Below are 19,801 nucleotides of genomic sequence, written 5' to 3'. Positions count from 1 at the left end.
GGTGCGAGGTTCCGTCCGGGCTCAAGGAGCCGTGGACACGAGGGAGTCGGCGATCCAGCCGGTCACGGCTTGGCCGGTCGGTGCCTGGGCGCGGTACTCGGTCCATCCGCTCCGCGCGCTGCCCGTGGGGGTCACGGCGGCCAGGGCCGGAAGCGCCGTCAGGATCGCGAAGTTGGTGCCGGGGCCCGAGCGGATGTTGGCCGCCGTCTTGAGCCGCACGGCCGCCGGTGTCGGCGCCGGCACGGCCGGGACGGTCCGGGCCTTCTGCTCGCTCAGCAGAACCGGTGTCTTTGAGATAGGATCCCGGACGACCCGGATCACGCCGTCAGCGCCGGTCTCCGTCAGGATGCGCATGCCGGTCTCGATGTCGAAGGGACCATCCTGCCGCCCCGTGACGGGATCGGTATGGATCAGGACGGCGATGCCTTCCGGCTCGGGCGCGGGCGCCGCCAGCGGCGGGGGCGGGGCCGAGGTCCCGCAGCCCGCGAGCCCGGCCGCAAGTCCGAGGACCGCCCCAAGGGAAAGGCGGCGGTTCTTCGCCATGGGTACCTTCCTGCTGAGGAAGTATCAACTTCTCCACAAACTGCTTAAGCCCGCGTTAGCGCCGGATCGCCTCGGTGCCAGCGCCGCGCAGTGCCGGGGCCAGAAGGCTTGATGGGGAAGCATCTTCTTCACCTTTTGCGCGCATGCTACGCACTGTGTTCCGGGGGAGAAAGGTGCGATGGGACGGCGCAGGAACGGGTTCGGATTCCGCCAAGCAGCCGTGTTCGCCGTGGCCGCCCTGACCGCGGCGGCAGCGCCGGCCGCCGTCTGCCTCGCACAGGCGCAGGACGGGGATGCCCTCCTGAACCGCGACGTCGAGGTCCGCGTGGCGCCCCATCCCGAGGCGGCCGTGGTCCGGAAGCTCGCGAAAGGGCAGACGGTTGCCGTCTTCGGAATGCCGAGGCGCACGGACTTCGTCTGGATCGGGCGCGCCGGCCAGAGCCTCGGCTACGTCCCCGCGGAAACGCTCGATCCCGTCTGGAGCGACCGGCCGGTCGAGGAGGAGGTCGCGCTGATCGACCGCCGGCAGGTCGGCGAGTCCGGGCAGCTTCCGGGCACGCATGTGGTGGCGAAGGCGGTTGGAAGCGGCCGGCAGGGTCTCGCCCGTGGCGCGGTGGTCCGGGTCGAATCCGTCAGCGGCGGCGTTGCCCAGGTCAGCGGCGGTGCGGGCAAGGGCGCCAAGGGAACCAAGGTGCCCCTGGATTCGCTCAGGCCGATCGTCGGCGTCCGACAGGACTTTCCCGGAATCTCGGGTGAGGCACCGAGCTACTATCTCAGCAAGCTCGGGAATTATGTCGGCGCCGCCGAGGCCGAGGCGGCCTGGCGCGGGGAGCTGGCCTTCGTGGCGGAGCGGCAGGCCCAGGCCACGCCTTTCATCTATCCCACGGTCCGGAACGGAAGGCTGAGCTACAGCGTGGCGAGCGGGCCTCTCACCAGGGCCGACGCCGAGGCCCTTTGCATCTATGCCAGCCGGCGCGGCAGGGACTGCACCCTGGTTCGGGTCGATATCTACTGAGCAACGCCCGGCCGCGGGCCTGCGCACCCGGTCAGTGCAGGCGCTCGCCGATCCGCGGGGTGGCGCGGAAGAACTCTCGCGTGGCCGCCAGGACCTCGGCCCAGAGGATCGTGAACTCCCCATCCGGGTCGTCGGCGGCCACCGTGTCGAATCGACGCTCGGCGACTGCCACGGCCTCGGCGGCATGGTCCTCGATGAGGCAGGCCACCATGGCCCAGATCCCGCGACTTGTCTCCATGCCCACCCCCACGATTGCCAGCCCGGCCATGGTGCACCGGAGGTCGTTTCCAAGGGCTTAAGCGCCGGGCGCCTTCCTGCTGGGCACGGGGCCTCCGTCACGCCGGCGTTTTTGACGGGCCCGGCGCAACGCGGCGGCGCCTCGCCGGTTGGGCCAGGGGCGCCGGTCGGGGACGTCCGGCCCGCGATCCCCCTCCGAGGAGAAGTGCCATGGGTCCGAAAGACACCGCATCCCCCACGCGCCGCCGCGTCGTCGCGATGGGCGCAGGGATCCTGTCGGCCCCGGCTTTGGTGGCCGTCGCGGGCCAGGTCGCGGCCCAGCAGGCCCCTGGGAGCGGGAGGAGCGGGCAGGGGGATGGCGTGCCCGCGATGCAGAACCCGCTGACGCAGTATCCGAAGCCGCCTTTCCCGCGCCAGGCGAAGCAGGACCCGCCAGGGCTTGCCGGGCTGATGAACCCGCGGCCGGACCACGGCGAGACCAGCTATCGCGGCTCCGGCCGGCTGGCCGGCCGGAAGGCGCTGGTGACAGGCGGTGATTCCGGCATCGGCCGCGCGGCCGCGATCGCCTTCGCGCGCGAAGGTGCGGACGTCGCCATCGGCTACCTGCCGGTCGAGGAACCCGATGCCAGGGAGGTGATCGAGCTGATCAGGGCCGAGGGCCGCAAGGCCGTCGCCCTGCCTGGTGATATCCGGGACGAGGGCTTCTGCCGCAGGCTGGTGGCTGACGCGGTGCAGCAGCTCGGCGGGCTGGATATCCTCGTGAACAACGCCGCCAGGCAGGCCTCGCAGAAGTCCATCGAGGACATCACGACCGAACAGTTCGATGCGACGTTCAAGACGAACGTCTATGCGATGTTCTGGATAACGAAGGCGGCGATGCCGCACCTGCAGCCGGGCGCCGCGATCATCAACACCTCGTCCATCCAGGCCTACGAGCCCTCTGAGAACCTGCTGGACTACGCGCAGACCAAGGCCTGCATCGTGGCCTTCACGAAGGCGATGGCGAAGCAGCTGGCGCCGCGCGGGATCCGGGTCAACTCGGTGGCGCCGGGGCCGATCTGGACGCCGCTTCAGCCCAGTGGCGGCCAGCCGCTCGAGGCGCTGGACAGCTTCGGGGCCAAGACGCCGCTGGGCCGCCCCGGACAGCCCGCCGAGCTGGCCGCGACCTACGTCCTGCTGGCATCCCAGGAGTCCAGCTACGTCACCGGCGAGGTCTATGGCGTCACCGGCGGCAACCCGACGGCCTGAGGCCGTATTCCCGAACCGGAGAGGAGATCCCAATGGGTACCATCCCGCCAGCACGCCCGCCCGAGGGCGAGGTCCGGCCGACCCGTCGCCCGCGCGAGACGATCGACGAGCGCGACGACCTTCCGCCGGGCGCCCATATCCCTCCGGCGCCGTCGGAAGAGCCGAACGACCCCGGGCGTTTCCCGGGGCGATAGGGGCCCGCCACGCGGATGGGGCCTCGCCCTCGTCCGCGCTGGCGCCTCTTACTCGGCCGCGTTGCTCTCGGGCAGAACGTAGGGGGGCTTGGTCAGCCCGGCGGGCGAGAGCGTGAAGATCTCGCAGCCGTCCTCGGTGACGCCCACGGCGTGCTCGAACTGGGCTGACAGGCTCTTGTCCTTCGTGACCGCGGTCCAGCCGTCCGAGAGGATCTTCACATCATAGCGGCCGGCATTGACCATCGGCTCGATGGTGAAGAACATCCCGGGCTTCAGCACGGTGCCTGTCCCCGGCCGGCCGAAATGCAGGACCGACGGCGCATCGTGGAAGACTCGCCCGACACCGTGGCCGCAGAAGTCCCGCACGACCGAGAAGCGGTTCGCCTCGACGTAGCTCTGGATGGCCCAGCCGATGTCGCCCAGCGTCGCGCCCGGGCGCACCGCCGCGACACCGCGCATCAGCGCCTCGTAGGTCACGTCCACCAGGCGCCGCGCCTTCAGCGGGACGTCTCCCGAGAGATACATGCGGCTCGTGTCGCCGTACCAGCCATCCAGGATGACCGTGACGTCGATGTTCAGGATGTCGCCGTTCTGCAGGCGCTTGTCGCCGGGGATACCGTGGCAGACCACGTGGTTGGTCGAGATGCAGGTGGCTTTTGGGTAGCCGCGGTAACCCAGCGGGGCAGGCACGGCCCCGTGGTCGCGGATGTAGGTTTCGAGCAGCTCGTCGAGGCGCGCGGTGGTGACGCCGGGAACCACATGCGGGGTGATGAAGTCCAGCGATGCCGCCGCAAGGCGGCAGGCGCGGCGCATGCCCTCGAAATCCTCGATCCCGTAAATGCGGATCTTGGCGTCGGAATCGTCGGCTTGCGCCTCTTCGGTTCTGGTCATTGGAACTCGTCGGCAGATGGGGGCTGGTGCACGGGGAGGGCGCGGCCGAGTTCAATTCCCTCGGGCGTCACCGTGCAAGAATAGCACAATGCCTCGACGCCGGCCGCCATGGCCTGCGTCAGGGCGGTGGCATAGGCGGGGTCGATGTCCTCGGCCATCCGCAGATGGGTGCAGTCGGCGCGCTGGACAAGATACAGCATTACGGCGCGCGCGCCGGCGCCAGCCATCTCGGCGAGCTCGCGCAGATGCTTGGCCCCGCGGGCGGTCACGCAGTCCGGAAACTCCGCGGCGAGACCGTCGAAGCGATGCGGCCGTCGCATATGGACGTTCTTGATCTCGACATAGGCCGGCGCCCGGCCCGGCCCTTCCAGCAGAAGGTCGATGCGCGAGTTCACGCCATAGCGCACCTCGCGCCGCACCGAGGCGTAGCCTGCCAGCTCGGGGATCAGCCCGGCGGCGACCGCGTCGGCCGCGAGCGCGTTGGGATGCCCGGTGTTCACGCCGACGAGGCAGCCCTCCGCCTCGACCATCTCGAGCGTATAGGCCAGCTTGCGGGACGGGTTCGCCGCGCGCGAGAGCCAGACGCGCAGCCCGGGCGCGTCGACGCCGAGCATCGTGCCGGAGTTCGGGACATGCGCCGTCACGACGCTGCCGTCCGGCAGCGCCACGTCGGCGAGGAAGCGCTTGTAGCGACGCAGGAGCACGCCTTCGGCGAGCGGGGAGAGGAATTTCATGCCGCCCCTTCTACCGGGGCGGCCGCCATGGCGCCAGTCTCAGGGGCCGGGGAACTGGCGCAGCAGGGCGCTCCGGCTCCGCGCGTCGAGCACCGGGAGGCCGTTCCGCGCCTCCAGCATGTAGGCTTCGCGCTCGGTCAGGGTGCGCATCGCGAAGCCCGTCACCTGCGGGGGATCGCCGTCGGCTGCATGCGGGTCCGTGCCGTAGACCGGCTGGAAGGTGCAGCCGCCCAGCGCCGCCCGCAGCATCAGGGCATGGTCGCCCTCGGGCCGGTCCGGCGGAGCGGGCGATGCCAGCAGGCGTCCCACCTCGTTCTCGCCGACCAGGCCTCGCTCGCACAGATGCTCGACCATCGCCGTGTCGACCAGCAGGGGAGCTGCCCGTCCGCGCCGCCGGAACCGGTCGCCGTCCCAGCCGACATCCGCGGCCCGGAAGATCGCGTGGGGGTCGCCCTTGGCGAGGCTCGGCGCCACGAGATAGTTCAGGCGCACGAGCCCGTTCCAGCCGCCGCCATAGGTCAGGACGCAGCCTGCCCCGTTGCGCTTCAGCCGCAGGAACGCATCGTTGACGCCGTAAGGCTCGATCTCGAATTGCATGGCTGTTCCGTCGCGGAGGGGCCGGCGGCGGTGCCGCCGGTCCTCCCTGGAACAACCGGGGACGGCTCCCGGGTGCAGCTGCGAAGCAGCTATGCCGGCAGCGGAAGGCTCGGGGCCGCCCGGCGCCGGCGGCCCACCGGATTCAGACGACCCGGAAGTTCTTGAACTGCCAGGGGTCCTGGGTGTCGGTGTCCTCGGGGAAGAGGCGGCCGCGGTCGTAGAGCGGTGTCCAGTCGCTGTAGGCGCCGACGACCCTGCCGAGATAGGGCCGGCAGATCTCGAGGATCCGTTCGTGGTCGATCTCGTCGGGTTCCACGACGCCGCGCTCGGGGTTCTCAAGCGCCCAGATCGTGCCCGCAAGGACCGCCACCGTGACCTGCAGAGAGGTCGCGTTGTTGTGCGGGACCAGCGACCGCGCTTCCTCGACCGAGAGCTGGGATCCGTACCAGAACGCACCCTTGGCATGGCCCATCAGCAGCACGCCGAGCTCATCCACGCCCGAAGTGATCTCCTCCATCATCAGCCGCTTTTCCGGCTGCATGGTGTAGGCCTTGCCCGCGAACTCGTGGATCGAGAGAACCGCGTCGTCGCAGGGATGGTAGGCATAGTGGACGGTCGGCCGGTACACGACCTTGCCGCCGTCGCTCACCGTCAGGTAGTCGGCGATGGAGATCGCCTCGCTGTGGGTGATCAGGAAGCCGTGGAAGGGGCCCTCCATCGGCGTCCAGGTGCGGATGCGCACGCTGACGCCGGGCCGCATCAGGTAGATCGCCGCATCGGAGCCGAACTCGTGGCGGCGGCCGTCCGCGGGAAAATGTCGCTCATGCGTGCCCCAGCCGAGCTCCGCCGGCTGGCAGCCCTCGCCCACGAAGCCGTCGATCGACCAGGTGTTGACGAACTCGCCCACCGCCTTCGGGATCTGCGCGACCTGGGTGTCGCGCTCGGCGACGTGGATCGTCTTCACGCCCAGGCCCTGGGCCAGCGCGCCCCAGCCGGCACGATCGGTCGGCGGGTCCGCCGGGCGGCCGGTGTCGCGCGCGATCTCCAGGAGCGCCTGCTTCACGAAGTGGGAGACCAGCCCCGGATTTGCGCCGTGGGTGATCAGGGCGGTCGGCCCGCCGGGGTTCCGGCGCTTCAGGTCGAGCGCGCTCTCGCGCAGCGCGTAGTTCGAGCGCAGCGAGGGCGAGAGCGAGGTGTCGGTGTAGCCGCCGGCCCAGGGCTCGATGCAGGTGTCGAGGTACAGCGCGCCCCGCTCGCGGCACAGCTCGATCAGGGCGATCGAGCTGACATCCACCGAGAGGTTCAGCAGGAAGTCGCCGGGACCCAGCATGGGCTCGAGGATCGCCCGGTAGTTGCCGGGCGTCAGCGGCTCGACCCGGAAGGTCACGTGGAAGTCGTCGGCTTCCTGGTGCCCGCGCTCCTCGGCCGTCACCACGGTGATCTGGGACGCATCCATGTCGATATGGCGCAGCAGCAGCGGCAGGACACCCTGTCCGATGCTGCCGAAGCCGACCATCACGAGCCGGCCGTTAAATTTCACGTATTTCTTGTCGAGGGCCATGGTTGCGTTGTCCCGAGGTTGGAGCGTTGTCGCGTCGGTTCCGTGCTGGTTTCGACAGGTGATAGGGAACAGGAGGAAAGCGCGTCAGGCAACCCGCCGTGCGTTACTGGAGTAACCGGGCGTTGCGAGGAGCGGCACATCCTCCACCTCGACCAGGCGGGCCTGGTCGAAGCCGTTGAAGGCCGTGCGCAGGCAGCCGCCATAGGCGCCGAGCTGGCCGATCTCGATCCAGTCGCCGGGGCCCACATCGTCCGGCAGCATGAAGGGACCCTTCATGAAATCGGCGCTGTCGCAGGTCGGGCCGTAGAAGGCGAAGGCCGAGTCCGGCGCCGGGGCGCCCTCCTCGGCGCGAATCAGCCGCGCCGGGAAGCGGAAGCCCGGGACGCCCGCGTCGGACAGGCTGCCGTAGACGCCGTCGTTCACGAACAGCTCCTGCCCGCGCCGCTTGAGGACTTGTACCACCACCGACACGCCCGGCGCCACGAGGGCGCGGCCGGGCTCGCACCACAGGCTGGTGCTCGGGCCGAATCCCGCCGCCGAGAAGGCCGCGCCGATGGCCGCGACAAAATCATTGAGCGGAGGCGGCGTCACGTCGGGGTAGCTGACGGGGAACCCGCCGCCGACGTCGAGCACGTCCAGCTCGACCCCCGCGTCGCGCGAGACCTCGGCCGCAAGGCGGATCGCCCGGTCATAGGACAGCGGGTCCAGGCACTGCGAGCCTACGTGGAAGCAGATCCCGACCCGCGCCGCCGCCGCCCGGGCGCGCCGCAGCAGGCGGGCGGCCTCGTCCGGCTGCGCGCCGAACTTGCCGGAGAGATCGTAGACCGCGCCGCCCTTCGGCAGCGCGAGGCGCACGAAGAGACCGAGGTCGCGCGCCCCGTCGGTCTCGGCCAGGATCTTCTCGATCTCCTCGGCGGAATCCAGCGAGAAGTCGCGCACGCCATGGCGCGACCAGGCCTCGCGGATGGCCGTCGGAGCCTTCACGGGGTGCATGTAATGGATCTCGGCATCCGCGAAGAGCTGGCGCACCAGCCGCACCTCGGCGGGCGAGGCGCAGTCGAAGTGGCGCACGCCGCCGGCGTGCAGCGCGCGCAGGACCGCGGGCTCCGGATTGCACTTCACGGCATAGAGCACGGTGCCCGGGAAGGCCTCCACGAAGCGCCCGGCCGTCTCGGTCAGGACCGAGGGGCGGATGCAGTGCAGCGGATCCGTCGGGCGCAGGTCGCGGACGATCTCGGCGACGGCGCGGCTCGCCCGTCCCGGACGGGCGGCCGGGACGGGAAAGGGGCCGCGGCGAAGCGGCGCCACGGCGGAACGGAAGCGGACATGACCCATGACGCACCCCTGTCCGGGCGGACGGCCCGGAAAGAAGACAGGATGAGGCCGCGGCGGTGCGCCGCGGCGACGGATGTTGGGGAGATGGAGCAGCCCGGACGGCTAAGGGGCGCCGCGTCCCGTCGCAGGGACGCCGGCCATCACCGGCACGCCGACGGAACTGCTCTAAGCTACCGTCTCAAAGCCCTGCGGTTACTGGCAACCATACCGACCTCCCTCTCGGGACCGGTCCACGATGACCGGCTCTGCCAAAAAGGACGCTGTACGTCGTTGCATAACCACGAAGGGCCATAGGCACGTGCGGGTGCGTCTGCGCGCTGAAATACGCTATTCGCGCCGGATTGCAAGAGGGAAATCCATGATCCCGCCGCGCAGGCCCGCGCGTCTCACCCGCGTCTCAACCTTCGTGCAGGCCGGAGCGGGAGATTCGTGTGTGGCGGTGGATCGAAACGCTGAGCAGCAGCCCGAATCCGATCAGGACCGTCATCATCGCGGTGCCGCCGTAGCTGACCAGCGGCAGCGGAATGCCGACCACCGGGATCAGCCCCGTGATCATCGCGACGTTGACCAGGATGTAGAGCAGGAAGCTCGTGGTCAGCCCGATGCCCGTCAGCCGGCCGAACTGGCTGCGAGAGGACAGGGCGATCGCGTAGCCGTAGACCACGACCACCATGAACAGCGCCATCACCGCGAGGCATCCGACCAGCCCGAACTCCTCGGCAAGGACCACGAAGATGAAGTCGGTATGCTTCTCGGGCAGGAACATGAGCTGGCTCTGCGAACCCTCCATGAACCCCTTGCCGAACAGCCCGCCCGAGCCGAAGGCGATCTTGGACTGGATGATGTTGTAGCCGGTGCCGAGCGGGTCCCGCTCGGGGTCCAGGAAGGTGTAGACGCGCTGGCGCTGGTAGTCGTGCAGGAACTGCCAGCCGATCGGGATCGCGCCGAGCCCCGCGCTGATCGCGAGGAGGAACTTCCACAAGCGCACGCCGCCGCACCAGAACACCGCGCCGGACGTCATGATCAGCAGCAGGGCCGTGCCGAGATTGGGCTGCAGCAGGACGAGGCCGACCGGCATGAAGACCAGGGCAAGCGGCGGCAGCAGGACCAGCGGGCGCCCGATGCGGTCCAGGGTCTGGGTGTGGAAGTAGCGTGCGAGGACCAGGACCAGCGCGGGCTTCATCAGCTCCGAAGGCTGGATGACGATCGGGCCCAGGTTGATCCAGCGCTGCGCGCCCATGCCGATATGGCCCATGATCTCGACCAGGATCAGCAGGAAGAGCACGATCAGGTAGATCCAGTAGGCCAGCCGCATCCAGATGCGCACGTCGACCAGCGCGATCGCGATCGTGATGGGCAGCAGCGTCGCGAACCGCACGAGATGACGCGAGGCCCAGGGTTCCCAGCCTCCGCCGGCGGAGTAGAGCAGGCCGGTACCGGCCGCGGCGAGCGCGCAGACCACGAGGACCAGGCCCCAGTTCAGCATCTGCAGCTTGGCGCCGAGCCCGAGCGAGGGCTCGCGGGAGTCGATGGCGATGGTCAAGTGGTCCTTCCCGCGGCGGGCTGGCGCAGGTCCATGGTGTGATCCGCTCCGGACGGCAGAATGGGAAGCGGCCTGCGCCTGCGCAAGGGACAAAGGATCGCCGGCGCGGGCGCCTCCGCCGCCATGCGCGACCGGGTCCGCGGCATCCGAATGGGCATCGCGATGGGCGTCGGCTCAGACGGCCGCGGCGCGCGCCCCGCCCGCCCGGGGCAGGCTCTGGACGAAGGCCTCGGCGATGTCGGCGGGCTGCGGCTTTGCGAACAGGTAGCCCTGGGCCGAGGTGCAGCCGAGGCGCAGCAGCTCGCGCGCGCAGCGCTCGTCCTCGACGCCTTCGGCGATCACGCCGAGTCCGAGCGCGTGCCCAAGCGCGATGACGCTGCGCACGATGGCCGCGCAGTCGGGATCGACCAGCATCGGTCGGACGAAGCTCTGGTCGATCTTCAGCGCGTCGATGGGAAAGCGGTGCAGCCGGCCGAGCGACGAGTAGCCCGTGCCGAAATCGTCGATCACGATGCCGAAGCCGCGCTCGCGCAGGGTGCGCAGCCGCGAGGCCACCAGGTCGGCATCGCCGTCGAAGGCGGTCTCCGTCACCTCGATGCGCAGGCGGTCCACCGGGGCGCCGGTCTGCGCGATCAGCCGGTCGAGGGTCTGGAACAGGTCGGGCGTGGCGACCTGGGACGGCGCCATGTTGATGCTGAGGCTGAACGGGCAGTCGGCCGGGATCCGGCTGCTCCATTCTGCGAGCTGCGCGAATGCCTGGCGCATCACCCAGTGCCCGAGTTCGGGCATCAGGCCGGCATCCTCGGCGATCGGGATGAACAGGGCCGGCGAGACGAGGCCGCGGGTCGGATGGCGCCAGCGCACCAGCGCCTCGAAGCCCAGCAGGGTGCGGGACGGAAGCTCCAGGACCGGTTGGTAGTACAGCATGAACTCGTCGCGCTCGATGGCGCGCCGCAGCTCGCTCTGCAGGCGCAGGACGGCCAGAGGTTCGCTCCGCATGGCTGGCGCGAACATGGCCGTCTGGCCGCGGCCCTGCGATTTCGCCTCGTGCAGCGCGATGCCGGCGTCGCGCAGGAGATCCTCGGCATCCTGGCGTTCGCCGTCGTCGACTGCGATGCCAAGGCAGATCGACGGGAAGATCTCGTGCCCGTTCAACGCGAAGGGTGCCGAGACGGCGCTGCGCAGGGCATCGGCCAGCAGCCGGCCGACGCCAGGATCGCTCAGGCCCTCGGCGAGGACCGCGAACTCGTCGCTGCCCAGCCGGGCCAGCGTGTCGCCCGGGCGCAGCGCGGTCTGGAGGCGCTGGCCGAGCTCCACCAGCATCGCGTCGCCGACGGCGTGGCCCAGGCTGTCGTTGATCAGCTTCAGGTCGTCGTAGTCGATCAGGATCACCGCCGTGCCGCCGAGCGCGCCAAGGCGCTGGCGGGCGAGGGCCTGGCCCACGCGGTCGACGAACAGGTAGCGGTTGGGCAGGTTCGTCAGCCCGTCATGCATGGTGGCATGGTCGAGCTGGGCCTTCGCGCGTTTGAGATGGGTGATGTCCTCGGCCGAGCCCTCGACCGCCACGATGCCACTCTGGGCGTCGCGGACCACGCGCAGGTTCAGCGAGACCCAGACGTGCTGCCCGTCGCGGCGCACCAGCTCCGCCTCGTGGCCGAGCACGCGGTCCTGCTGCTCGATCAGCCGCTTCAGCTCGTGCCAGCGGCCGGCATCCGCAAAGAGCTGGCGCGGCCGTCCGAGCCGCTTCAGCAGCTGCGCAGGGCCATCGAAGCCCAGGATCTCCGCCAGGGCCGGATTGGCCTCGGCGAGGCGGCCGTCCCGGCCGATCCGCCACAGCCCCTCTACCGCATTCTCGAACAGGGATCGGTAGCGGGCCTCGGCCTCGCGCTTCTCCTCCTCGCGGCGCACGCTGTCGCTCACGTCGGTCTTGATGCCGATCCAGCGCACCGGGCGTCCGTCGGCATCCAGCACGGCGCGGCCGAAATCCTCGACCCAGATCCAGGACCCGTCGGTCCGGCGCATGCGGTAGCTCTGCCGCAGGACCGGGATCTCGCCCGCCATGTGCCGCCGGTACATTTCCGCCACGCCCTCACGGTCGTCGGGATGGATCAGGCTTTCGAAGAGTGCCGCGGTCGCGGGCAACTCCGGGGCGAGCCCGAGCAGGCGGTAGTATTCCGGGGACCACCAGATCTCGCCCGTCGTGGCGTCATGGTCCCAGATACCTGCGCGCATCACCGAGAAGGCGAGGTTCAAGCGCTCCTCGGAGCGGCGCCGCTCCTCGCCCGCCAGCGCCACGGCGACGAAATCGGCAAGCGAGCCCACGAAGGCGATGTCCTCGGGCGTCCATGCGCGCGGTCCGCCGGTCTGCTCGCAGCACACCACGCCCACGACCTGGCCCTGCAGCAGGACCGGCGCATCGATCAGGGCCGTGACCCCCCGGCTCGTCAGGTAACTCTCGAGGCTGGCCGTGCGCGGATCGGTGCGCGGGGCAGCCGTCGCGACGAGCCGCGCCTCCTTCAGCGCCGCGAAATACGCCGGATGCTCGGCGTCCAGCAGGGACGGGCCGCGCTCGTGCAGCCGCCCGGCCGCCGAGAACAGGTCGGAGCATTCCAGGACGCCCGAGGCAGGCCGGTACATCCAGACGGATGCCTGGGCCACGCCGAGGACGTCCACCGCGGTCTCGGTGATCGCCCTGAGGCTGGCCTCGCGGTCCTGCCGCGCGAAGCTGTCGTGGCGCGCGAGCGCGCCAAGGGCGGCGCTCGGTCTTCCGACCACGCTGAAGCCAGACCCCACCCGCCCGTTCCCCCTTGTGAAGGCCGAGATGGCGAGGATCGCAGCATTTGGATTAAGGAAGGATGAAATCCCGAAAAATGCTTATTCTTGCGCGTGACCTTTTCGATTCCGGCCCGCGCCGAAGACCGGCGCCAGGACAGCAGCCAGGGCAGGCAGCACCAGAACGGCGCCCACCATGTTCACGAGGAACATGAAGGTCAGCAGCAGTCCCATGTCGGCCTGGAACTTGAGGGCCGAGAAGAGCCAAGTGCTGACCCCGACGGCCAGCGTGATGCCTGTGAAGATGACCGCGCTTCCGGTCTCGCGCAGGGTGCGCAGATAGGCCAGGGGCAACGGCTCTCCCGTCTGCAGGTGCACCTGCAGACGGGAGAAGATGTAGATGCCGTAATCGACGCCGATGCCGACGCCCAGCGCCGCCACGGGCAGCGTCGAGACCTTGAGCCCGATCCCGAGCTGCGCCATCAGCGCGTTGCACAGGAGCGAGACGAGCGTCAGCGGAAGCACCGTGCACAAGGTGGCGTAGACGGAGCGGAAGGTCAGCAGGCACAGGGCGACGACCACCCCGTAGACCCACAGCAGCATCGGCATCTGGGCGGCATCGACGGCCTCGTTGGTGGCGGCCATCACGCCGACATTGCCGGTGGCGAGGCGCAGCCTGACATCGGCGGAGGGGTTCGCGGCCGCAAAGGCCCCGACCGCCTCGGTGACGCGCCGGATCGTCTCGGCCTTGTGGTCCTCGGTGAAGATCAGGACCGGCATCACCGAGCAATCGGCGTTCAGCAGGCCGGTTGAGGTCTCGACGGGCGTGACGGCCCTTACGAGGACGCGCTCGTCGCGCGGGAGGACCCGCCATTTCGGGCTTCCCTCGTTCCATCCGGCATTGACGGTCTTCATCACCGTGGGCAGCGACAGCGTCGACTGCACGCCGGGCACGTTGCGCATGAACCAGTCGAAGTCGTCGAGATAGGAGACGACGTCGTGCCGGATGCAGCCGTTGGCCGGCACCTCGGCGATCACCTGGATCAGGTCGACGCCGATCGCGAAACGCTCCACGATGAAGGCGGTGTCGCGGTTGTAGCGGCTGTCCGGCCACAGCTCGGGAACGCCGGCCTCCATGTCGCCGACCGCCATGCCGCGGCCCTCGTGCCAGGCCCATGCCCCGAGAGCTACCGTTGCGACGAGTATGGGGACCGCCACGGCCGGGCGCGCCGCGGCGGCCATCGTCTCCCAAAGGCGGAGGCGGTGCGCCGTGGAGCGGCGGAGGCGGTCCCGGTGGCGCTCGCCGAGCTTCGCATAGCTCAGCAGGACCGGCAGCAGGAACAGGTTGGTCAGGATGATCACCGCGACCCCGACGGAGGCCGAGACCGCGAGCTCCTGGATGATCGGGATCTCGATCAGCATGATCGTCAGAAAGCCGGCCACGTCCGTCGAGAGCGCCGTCACCCCGGGGACCAGAAGCTTGCGGAAACTGCTGCGCGCGGCCTCCATGGCACCCGCGCCCTCGTACATCTCGGCGCCGACGCCGTTGACCATCTGCACGCCGTGGCTGACCGCGATCGCGAAGATCAGAAAGGGCAGCAGCAGCGACATCGGGTCGATGCCGTAGCCGAGCATAACCAGCAGTCCGAGCTGCCACACCACCGCCACCAGCGAGCAGCCGACCAGCATCGCGCTCAGCACGACGGAATGCGCGTAGCTCCAGACCAGCAGCGCGGTCAGCAGCACCGCAACGCCGAAGAAGCCGACGACGCCGGCCGCGCCGTCGGCGACGTCGCCGATCACCTTGGCGAAGCCGATCACGTGGACGCCGAAGGCTTCGCTCTCGTAGCGCGCACGGACCTCGGTCTCGAGCCGCTTCGCGACCGCCATGTAGTCGAGCCGCTCGCCTGTCCGCGGGTCGCGGTCCAGCAGGTTCGCGCTGACGATGGCCGCCCGGAAATCCTGGGACACCAGCCGGCCCATCTGGCCGGACTTCAGGATGTTCTCCCGGACCTGGTCCAGGCCCTCGCGCGTCGGGCGGAAATCCGCTGGGATCACGTTGCCCCCGGCGAACCCGTCCTCGACGATCTCGATGAACCGGACGTTCGGCGTGAACAGCGAGGTGACGCGCGCCCGGTCCACGCCCGGCAGGAAGAACACCTCGTCGGTGACCTTCTTCAACACGTTGAAGAACGCGGGCGTGAAGATGTCGCCGCGGCGCGCCTCGATCGCGATCAGGACCCGGTTCGCCCCGCCGAACTGTTCCTGGTATTCCAGGAAGGTCTGCATGTAGGGATGCTCGACCGGGAGCTGCTTCTCGAAGCCGGCCGCGACCTTGAGCTGCGAGGCGGCCAAGGCAAGTGCCAGCGTCGCCACGGCAAAGGCCGCGAGCACCAGGGCCCTGTGCCCGAAGACCCAGGCCTCGACGCGGTGGATCAGTGTGGCGGGCATGTCCCGTGCTTCATTTCGGGGCTGCGGGCGCGTCGACGCGCCGGATGCCCTGATCCCCGAGGAGGATCAGTGCGCGGTCGCCTGCGGGGAGGATGCCCGACAGGGCGGGGCGGTCCTCGAGGCGTGTCAGGGCGAAGCTGCGGCCGCCGTCCCTGCTGGTGAGCAGCGTTCCGGACAGGCCGACGACCGCGACGGTGCCGTCGGGAAGGCGCCGCGCCCCGGTCAGCCCCGCCGTGGTGCCGGTCTCGATCCGGGTCCAGCTCCGGCCGCCGTCCGCGCTGCGGTAAAGCCGCCCCTGGATGCCGTAGGCCAGCGCCTCGCTTGGTGATAGCACGAGGACGCCGAAGAAGGACCCCTGGTACGGGGTCTCGCGCTGCTGCCAGGTGGCCCCGGCATCCTCGGAGCGCATCAGCGTCCCGGACTCGCCGGCCACGAGCAGCAGCGCGGCGGCCCCATCGATCCCGTTGAGGTGCAGGTCCTCCTCGGCCGGCGGCTCCGGGTGCCATGTCGCCCCGCCGTCGGCGGTGGTCAGGAACAGGCCGTAGGCGCCCGTCGCGAAGCCGCGCTCCGCGTCTAGGAAGAGCACGTCCAGGAGCGGAGCCTCGCCGTCGGGGTCCTGGTACTGGAGCGTCCAGGTCTCCCCGCCGTCCCGGGTCCGCAGGATCACGGCGTCGTGCCCCACGGCCCAGCCGTTGCGCGCATCGGCGAAGGCGACGCCGGTCAGCGTCGCGCGCACCGGCACCGCGGCCTGCCTCCAGGTCGCGCCGTCATCGTCGGACAGCAGGATGTGCCCGCGCTCCCCGACCGCGACCAGCCGGGAGCCGGCAAGCGCGCCGTCGAGCAGCAGGGAGCGCGGCGCAAGACGCGCCGGCACGGCCGGACGGTCCGTCTCGGCCGCCGCCGGTGGCGGAGCGCTGGCCGCCAAGGCCGCAAGGCCGATGGCCATGATGATCAGGGAGAGCAGCGTCTTCATGGGTGGTCCCGGGGCGGGTCCGTCACGACCCGCCCCGGCCTCATCAGCGGACCCCTTCGCGCCGCAGCGCGTCGGGCGAGAAGTCGCCGGCCGACAGCGGCACTCCGAACTCGTACATGCGTTCGCGGTTGTCGAAGCCCACGGCGGTGTAGCGGCCGGACTGGAGGTCGTAGGAGGCCTCGAGCGTCGTCCAGAGGACCGGCACGTCGTAGTAGTTGATGGGATAGGCCTCGGCAAGTCGCCAGATCTGGCCGCGCTGGTCGTAGTGGTCGACGACCAGGATCTGCCAGCTGTCCTCGTCGATGTAGAAGGTCCGGCGCGAATAGACGTGGGACGTTCCCGGCTTGAGAGTCGCATCCACGACCCAGACCCGGTGCAGCTCGTAGCGGAGCAGGTCAGGGTTCAAGTGGTTCGCCTTGATGATGTCGTCGTAGGAGAGTTTGTCGCCGTGCAGCTTGTAGGTGTTGTAGGGGACGTACATCTCCTTGCGGCCGAGCAGCTTCCAGTCGTACCGGTCGAGCGCGCCGTTGAACATGTCGAGCTGGTCCGATGTCCGCAGACCGTCGGCCGCCGTACCCGGGTTGTCGTAGGCCACGTTCGGCGCGCGGCGCACGCGGCGCTGGCCCGGGTTGTAGGTCCAGGCCGTCCGCGGCTCGCGCACTTGGTTGATGGTCTCGTGGACCAGCAGGATCTCGCCGGCGAGGCGCGCCGGCGCGACCACGCGCTGGATGAAGTAGGCGGAGACGTTGGTGTTCTCGTCGAAGCCCTCCCGCGCGTAAGGGAAGGCGAAGTCGTCCTCGAACATCACCATCGTGTACTGGCCGCCCGCCGTCGGATTGACCTGCCCGACACGCCGCGTCATGGATTCGCCGCGCCAGCGCAGCAGGTGGTTCCACATGGCCTGGCAGCCGTCCTGCGGCACGGGAAAGGGGATGCCGACCTTGGCGCCGGTCACGCCGTTGCAGCCGTCGGTGAGCTTGGCGCGCGAGGCATTCGCGATGCTGGCGTCGTAGATCCGCTGCGGGGCCGAGGCGCTGCGCCGCGTCGGGTACACGTTGATCCTGTATGTCGGATACTGCTTCAGCATTGCGACTTGGCCCGGCGAGAGCTTGTCTGCGTGCTGGCCGACATTCTGCGAGGTGATGGTGACCCGCGGCTGGTCGGCCGGGAAGGGGTCGGGGTGGTGCATTCCGGGGCTGTAGCCCGCGGGTGGTTGCGTGATCCCGCCCATCCATTCAGGGATCGTCCCGTCGGCGTTGCCGGCCTTGATGGCGCCCAGCGGCGTCAGGTCCCGCCCGAGCTGTCCCTGCGCCGCGGCGGTTCCCGCCGTGAGGGCCACGGCGCCGGCGAGCAGCGCCCGGGACAGGACCCGCGGCAGGGCTTTCTTGAGTTTCTTCATGTGAGCGGCTCCTCCTTTGTCGCGCTTCTGCCGGCGCGTCAGAACGAGTAACGGAGCACGGCCGAGATGAAGTCGCGGTCGTGCAGAAGGTTGAAGTTCTCCCCGCCGAAATACGCGGTCCACTGGATCTCGGCTGCCCAGGTATCGAGATAGGTCGCCTGCAGGCCGATGCTGATCGCCTTGCGGTCCTCGAGGAAGGTGCCGAGCGGCAGAGGCGTGGTGCCCTCGACATCGTGCTGCCAGCTCAGGATCGGGTACAGGTTCACGCTTCCCAGCGCGTTCAGGTAGTCGAGCCGCGCGCGCAGCCGGTAGCCCCAGGAGAACGCGTCCGCGAAGCCGTCGGTCTGCACGCTCGGCATGCCGCCGACGCCAAGGAAGTTCGGGTTGCCACCCCGGAAGGTGCCGGGTCCGTCGTAGCGCAGCGTCCCCTTCTCCGGCATGTCGTGGACGTAGAGGCCTCCGACCTCGCCCACCAGCAGCCACTGGTCGGCACCCAGCGCAGGCGGGAAGACCTTGCTGGCGCCGAGTTGGAACTGCGAGACGTCGTGCAGGCGGTAGCCTTGGATCTCGCGGTTGAACAGGCCGGCCGCCTGTGACGCCGCCAGCGCCGGGTTCAGAGAGAACGCCGTGCCCTGGTCGCGCAGGATCTGGTTGCTGTTGAACACGCCGACCGTGCCGCCGCAGGTCGCGACCTGCGCCGCCGTCGCGGCGCCCGCGCAGTTCGCCGCGACGGCGGCGGGCGCCAGCGAGGCCTGCAGCAGTTCCACGTCGTCGAGCTGCAGGGGCTGGTCCTTGCGCAGCGAATACTCGCCCTGCAGCGTGATGCCGCCGAGATTCGTGTTGAAGCTCGTCGCCAGGACCTTGATGTCCTCGGGATACTCCACGCGGTAGCGGGAGTTGGCGGCGTATTGCAGCGGGCCGGTGGCGCCGGGGCCGAAGAAGCCGGTCTGGGCGCTGATGACCGGCACCCGGCTGTGGGTATTCACGAAGTAGAAGCCGAACTCGGTTTCGTTCAGCTCCTCGGCGAAGTAGCGGGCGGCGAACCCGAACTGGCCGCCGTCGCGCGGCTCCTCGTCGAGGCCGCGGGGAACGCGCGCGCCGAAGGGGGCGATAGGCGCGCCCACGCCGGGGCGTGGCAGCGGACCCAGGATCGGGTTGACGACCTGGTTCTGCAGGTTCGCCAGGACCGGTCCGGCGGTGTTCTCGGTGACCAGCGGGTTTCCGAACCCGAGGAAGACGTTCCGGCCTCCGTCGACGGCGAAGTCATTGGTGCTGAACAGCGTTCCACGCGGCTCGAGCCGGGTCTCCTCCCAGGTGAACTGGTAGAATCCCTCCACAGTCACCGCATCCGTCACGCCGAGGCTGGCGCTGATCATGGGCACCGGCTTCAGGGCGTCACGGATCTCGGAGCCGGGGACGCGGAGCGCGGCCACGTCGAACGGGCTCATGTTCGACAGTCCGCTGGGAATGAAGGTGCTTTCGCCCCAGTTCAGCACCTGGTTGCCGAGGCGCAGGGTCAGCGGACGGTCGGCCACGTCCCAGGACCCGAACACATAGGCGTCCAATAGCTCGAAGTCGCGGCCGACCGCCTCCTGGGCTTCGGCGGAGAACGGGACCGCGCCGGTCCGCGCGCCGCGCGAGCTGCTCCTGGGCGCATTGACCCAGTCGTAGAAATAGGTGCCCCGGACGAAGGCTCCGTAGTCCTCGTAACCCAACGTCAGCTCGTGCGTGGCCTTCCCGGCCAGAGAGGCCAAGCCCTTGTCGTAGTTCCGGTTGCCGTCGTCCACGTTGATTGAATAGCCGCGGCCGCCGTTGCCGGCGCCGATCAGGTCCTGGTCCGGATCCTGCGTCCGGAACAGTGCGCCGAGGCTCAGCGTCGTGTCGAAGCTTCCGGTCACCTGACCGACCCGGAACTCCACCGCACGGGTCCCTGTCGGCGTGAGCAGCGGGACAGCCAGCGCCAGCGCGCTGACGCCGCACAGCCAGGCCGCGCGATGACCGCGGGCCTTCGCCAAACACTCAGGCATCGAACCTCCCCCTTAGTCTTCTTGGCGCACGGCCTGGACCGGCGCTCTTTACCTTCCAGCCCCCCTTCGCGGTGGGCGGTTCCAGGATTGCGCCCCGGCCCGGCGCCGTCAAAGTGAAACTTGAGGTCTTCAACTATCCGTGGAGCGGCATGTTGCGCTCAACTACGACTGGATCGTCAGAAAGTTATCGACATCATGTCGAAAACCCTGGATGACGCTACGTCAACCAGGCTCGCCTTGCCGAATTGACGAACGTTTAAGTAAACGAATCCGCCGAGCCT

At 69.5% G+C, this 19,801-nt stretch carries 15 protein-coding genes; 2 read left to right on the top strand and 13 right to left on the bottom strand.

The genetic code is table 11. From position 1 onward, the window contains the following. Window positions 1–21: 21 nt before the first annotated feature. A complete protein-coding gene (locus tag JUB13_RS00655) occupies window positions 22–543 on the bottom strand; it encodes an SH3 domain-containing protein (protein ID WP_207476312.1) in 522 nt (173 codons plus the stop codon). Window positions 544–721: 178 nt separating this feature from the next. Here JUB13_RS00655 and JUB13_RS00650 point away from each other — a divergent pair, with 178 nt between their 5' ends. Further along, entirely contained in the window at window positions 722–1,558 is an 837-nt protein-coding gene (locus JUB13_RS00650; RefSeq protein WP_207476310.1) for a hypothetical protein, read from the top strand. A 31-nt stretch (window positions 1,559–1,589) separates the two neighbouring features. Here the strand turns inward: JUB13_RS00650 and JUB13_RS00645 are convergent, their stop codons facing one another. Beyond that, window positions 1,590–1,796, bottom strand: coding sequence for a hypothetical protein (locus tag JUB13_RS00645; protein WP_207476308.1), 207 nt, complete (start codon window positions 1,794–1,796; stop codon window positions 1,590–1,592). Between the two features lie 209 nt (window positions 1,797–2,005). On the opposite strand from JUB13_RS00645, the gene JUB13_RS00640 reads away from it, so the two are divergent. After that, entirely contained in the window at window positions 2,006–3,043 is a 1,038-nt protein-coding gene (locus tag JUB13_RS00640) for an SDR family oxidoreductase (protein ID WP_407928051.1), read from the top strand. A 242-nt stretch (window positions 3,044–3,285) separates the two neighbouring features. Here JUB13_RS00640 and map read toward each other — a convergent pair whose 3' ends face one another. The 11 genes from map to JUB13_RS00585 form a co-directional block, all read right to left on the bottom strand. Beyond that, entirely contained in the window at window positions 3,286–4,128 is an 843-nt protein-coding gene (gene map, locus JUB13_RS00635) for a type I methionyl aminopeptidase (RefSeq protein ID WP_207476306.1), read from the bottom strand. Beyond that, entirely contained in the window at window positions 4,125–4,862 is a 738-nt protein-coding gene (sfsA, locus tag JUB13_RS00630; RefSeq protein ID WP_207476304.1) for a DNA/RNA nuclease SfsA, read from the bottom strand. The genes map and sfsA overlap by 4 nt, the downstream gene beginning before the upstream one ends. A gap of 39 nt (window positions 4,863–4,901) precedes the next feature. Next, the gene (locus JUB13_RS00625; protein ID WP_207476302.1) at window positions 4,902–5,459 is read right to left on the bottom strand and encodes a hypothetical protein; all 558 of its coding nucleotides are present in this window, start codon (window positions 5,457–5,459) and stop codon (window positions 4,902–4,904) included. Window positions 5,460–5,601: 142 nt separating this feature from the next. After that, window positions 5,602–7,020: a homospermidine synthase gene (locus JUB13_RS00620; RefSeq protein WP_207476301.1), complete on the bottom strand. Its 1,419-nt coding sequence runs from the start codon at window positions 7,018–7,020 to the stop codon at window positions 5,602–5,604. Window positions 7,021–7,104: 84 nt separating this feature from the next. Then, complete coding sequence (locus JUB13_RS00615; RefSeq protein ID WP_207476299.1) at window positions 7,105–8,355, bottom strand: type III PLP-dependent enzyme; 1,251 nt, start codon at window positions 8,353–8,355, stop codon at window positions 7,105–7,107. A 397-nt stretch (window positions 8,356–8,752) separates the two neighbouring features. Next, window positions 8,753–9,841: a rod shape-determining protein RodA gene (gene rodA / locus JUB13_RS00610; RefSeq protein WP_207477397.1), complete on the bottom strand. Its 1,089-nt coding sequence runs from the start codon at window positions 9,839–9,841 to the stop codon at window positions 8,753–8,755. A 231-nt stretch (window positions 9,842–10,072) separates the two neighbouring features. Beyond that, on the bottom strand, window positions 10,073–12,673 hold the full coding sequence (locus JUB13_RS31960; RefSeq protein ID WP_207476298.1) for a sensor domain-containing phosphodiesterase: 2,601 nt from the start codon (window positions 12,671–12,673) through the stop codon (window positions 10,073–10,075). 99 nt (window positions 12,674–12,772) lie between these two features. Next, on the bottom strand, window positions 12,773–15,121 hold the full coding sequence (locus JUB13_RS00600) for an efflux RND transporter permease subunit (RefSeq protein ID WP_207476296.1): 2,349 nt from the start codon (window positions 15,119–15,121) through the stop codon (window positions 12,773–12,775). 10 nt (window positions 15,122–15,131) lie between these two features. Then, entirely contained in the window at window positions 15,132–16,094 is a 963-nt protein-coding gene (locus tag JUB13_RS00595) for a WD40/YVTN/BNR-like repeat-containing protein (RefSeq protein WP_207476294.1), read from the bottom strand. A 43-nt stretch (window positions 16,095–16,137) separates the two neighbouring features. After that, window positions 16,138–17,493, bottom strand: coding sequence for a DUF1329 domain-containing protein (locus JUB13_RS00590; RefSeq protein WP_207476292.1), 1,356 nt, complete (start codon window positions 17,491–17,493; stop codon window positions 16,138–16,140). A gap of 38 nt (window positions 17,494–17,531) precedes the next feature. After that, window positions 17,532–19,520 (bottom strand): DUF1302 domain-containing protein, encoded by a 1,989-nt coding sequence (locus JUB13_RS00585; protein WP_207476290.1) that lies wholly within the window; start codon window positions 19,518–19,520, stop codon window positions 17,532–17,534. Window positions 19,521–19,801 lie beyond the last annotated feature (281 nt).

The organism is Arenibaculum pallidiluteum (assembly GCF_017355985.1).
GTDB classification, from domain to species: domain Bacteria; phylum Pseudomonadota; class Alphaproteobacteria; order Azospirillales; family Azospirillaceae; genus Arenibaculum; species Arenibaculum pallidiluteum.
The sequence above is the reverse complement of the archived record's forward strand: the minus strand, read 5'-3'. Positions and strand labels throughout refer to the sequence as shown.

Excerpts from the sequence above, each read along its gene's own strand:
- JUB13_RS00650 (WP_207476310.1), top strand. The coding sequence starts at position 722 with ATGGGACGGCGCAGGAACGGGTTCGGATTCCGCCAAGCAGCCGTGTTC.
- JUB13_RS00615 (WP_207476299.1), bottom strand. The coding sequence starts at position 8,355 with ATGGGTCATGTCCGCTTCCGTTCCGCCGTGGCGCCGCTTCGCCGCGGC.
- JUB13_RS00595 (WP_207476294.1), bottom strand. The coding sequence starts at position 16,094 with ATGAAGACGCTGCTCTCCCTGATCATCATGGCCATCGGCCTTGCGGCC.
- rodA (WP_207477397.1), bottom strand. The coding sequence starts at position 9,841 with ATGCTGAACTGGGGCCTGGTCCTCGTGGTCTGCGCGCTCGCCGCGGCC.
- JUB13_RS00585 (WP_207476290.1), bottom strand. The coding sequence starts at position 19,520 with ATGCCTGAGTGTTTGGCGAAGGCCCGCGGTCATCGCGCGGCCTGGCTG.
- JUB13_RS00655 (WP_207476312.1), bottom strand. The coding sequence starts at position 543 with ATGGCGAAGAACCGCCGCCTTTCCCTTGGGGCGGTCCTCGGACTTGCG.
- JUB13_RS00590 (WP_207476292.1), bottom strand. The coding sequence starts at position 17,493 with ATGAAGAAACTCAAGAAAGCCCTGCCGCGGGTCCTGTCCCGGGCGCTG.
- sfsA (WP_207476304.1), bottom strand. The coding sequence starts at position 4,862 with ATGAAATTCCTCTCCCCGCTCGCCGAAGGCGTGCTCCTGCGTCGCTAC.
- JUB13_RS00600 (WP_207476296.1), bottom strand. The coding sequence starts at position 15,121 with ATGCCCGCCACACTGATCCACCGCGTCGAGGCCTGGGTCTTCGGGCAC.
- JUB13_RS00640 (WP_407928051.1), top strand. The coding sequence starts at position 2,006 with ATGGGTCCGAAAGACACCGCATCCCCCACGCGCCGCCGCGTCGTCGCG.
- map (WP_207476306.1), bottom strand. The coding sequence starts at position 4,128 with ATGACCAGAACCGAAGAGGCGCAAGCCGACGATTCCGACGCCAAGATC.
- JUB13_RS00645 (WP_207476308.1), bottom strand. The coding sequence starts at position 1,796 with ATGGAGACAAGTCGCGGGATCTGGGCCATGGTGGCCTGCCTCATCGAG.
- JUB13_RS00620 (WP_207476301.1), bottom strand. The coding sequence starts at position 7,020 with ATGGCCCTCGACAAGAAATACGTGAAATTTAACGGCCGGCTCGTGATG.
- JUB13_RS00625 (WP_207476302.1), bottom strand. The coding sequence starts at position 5,459 with ATGCAATTCGAGATCGAGCCTTACGGCGTCAACGATGCGTTCCTGCGG.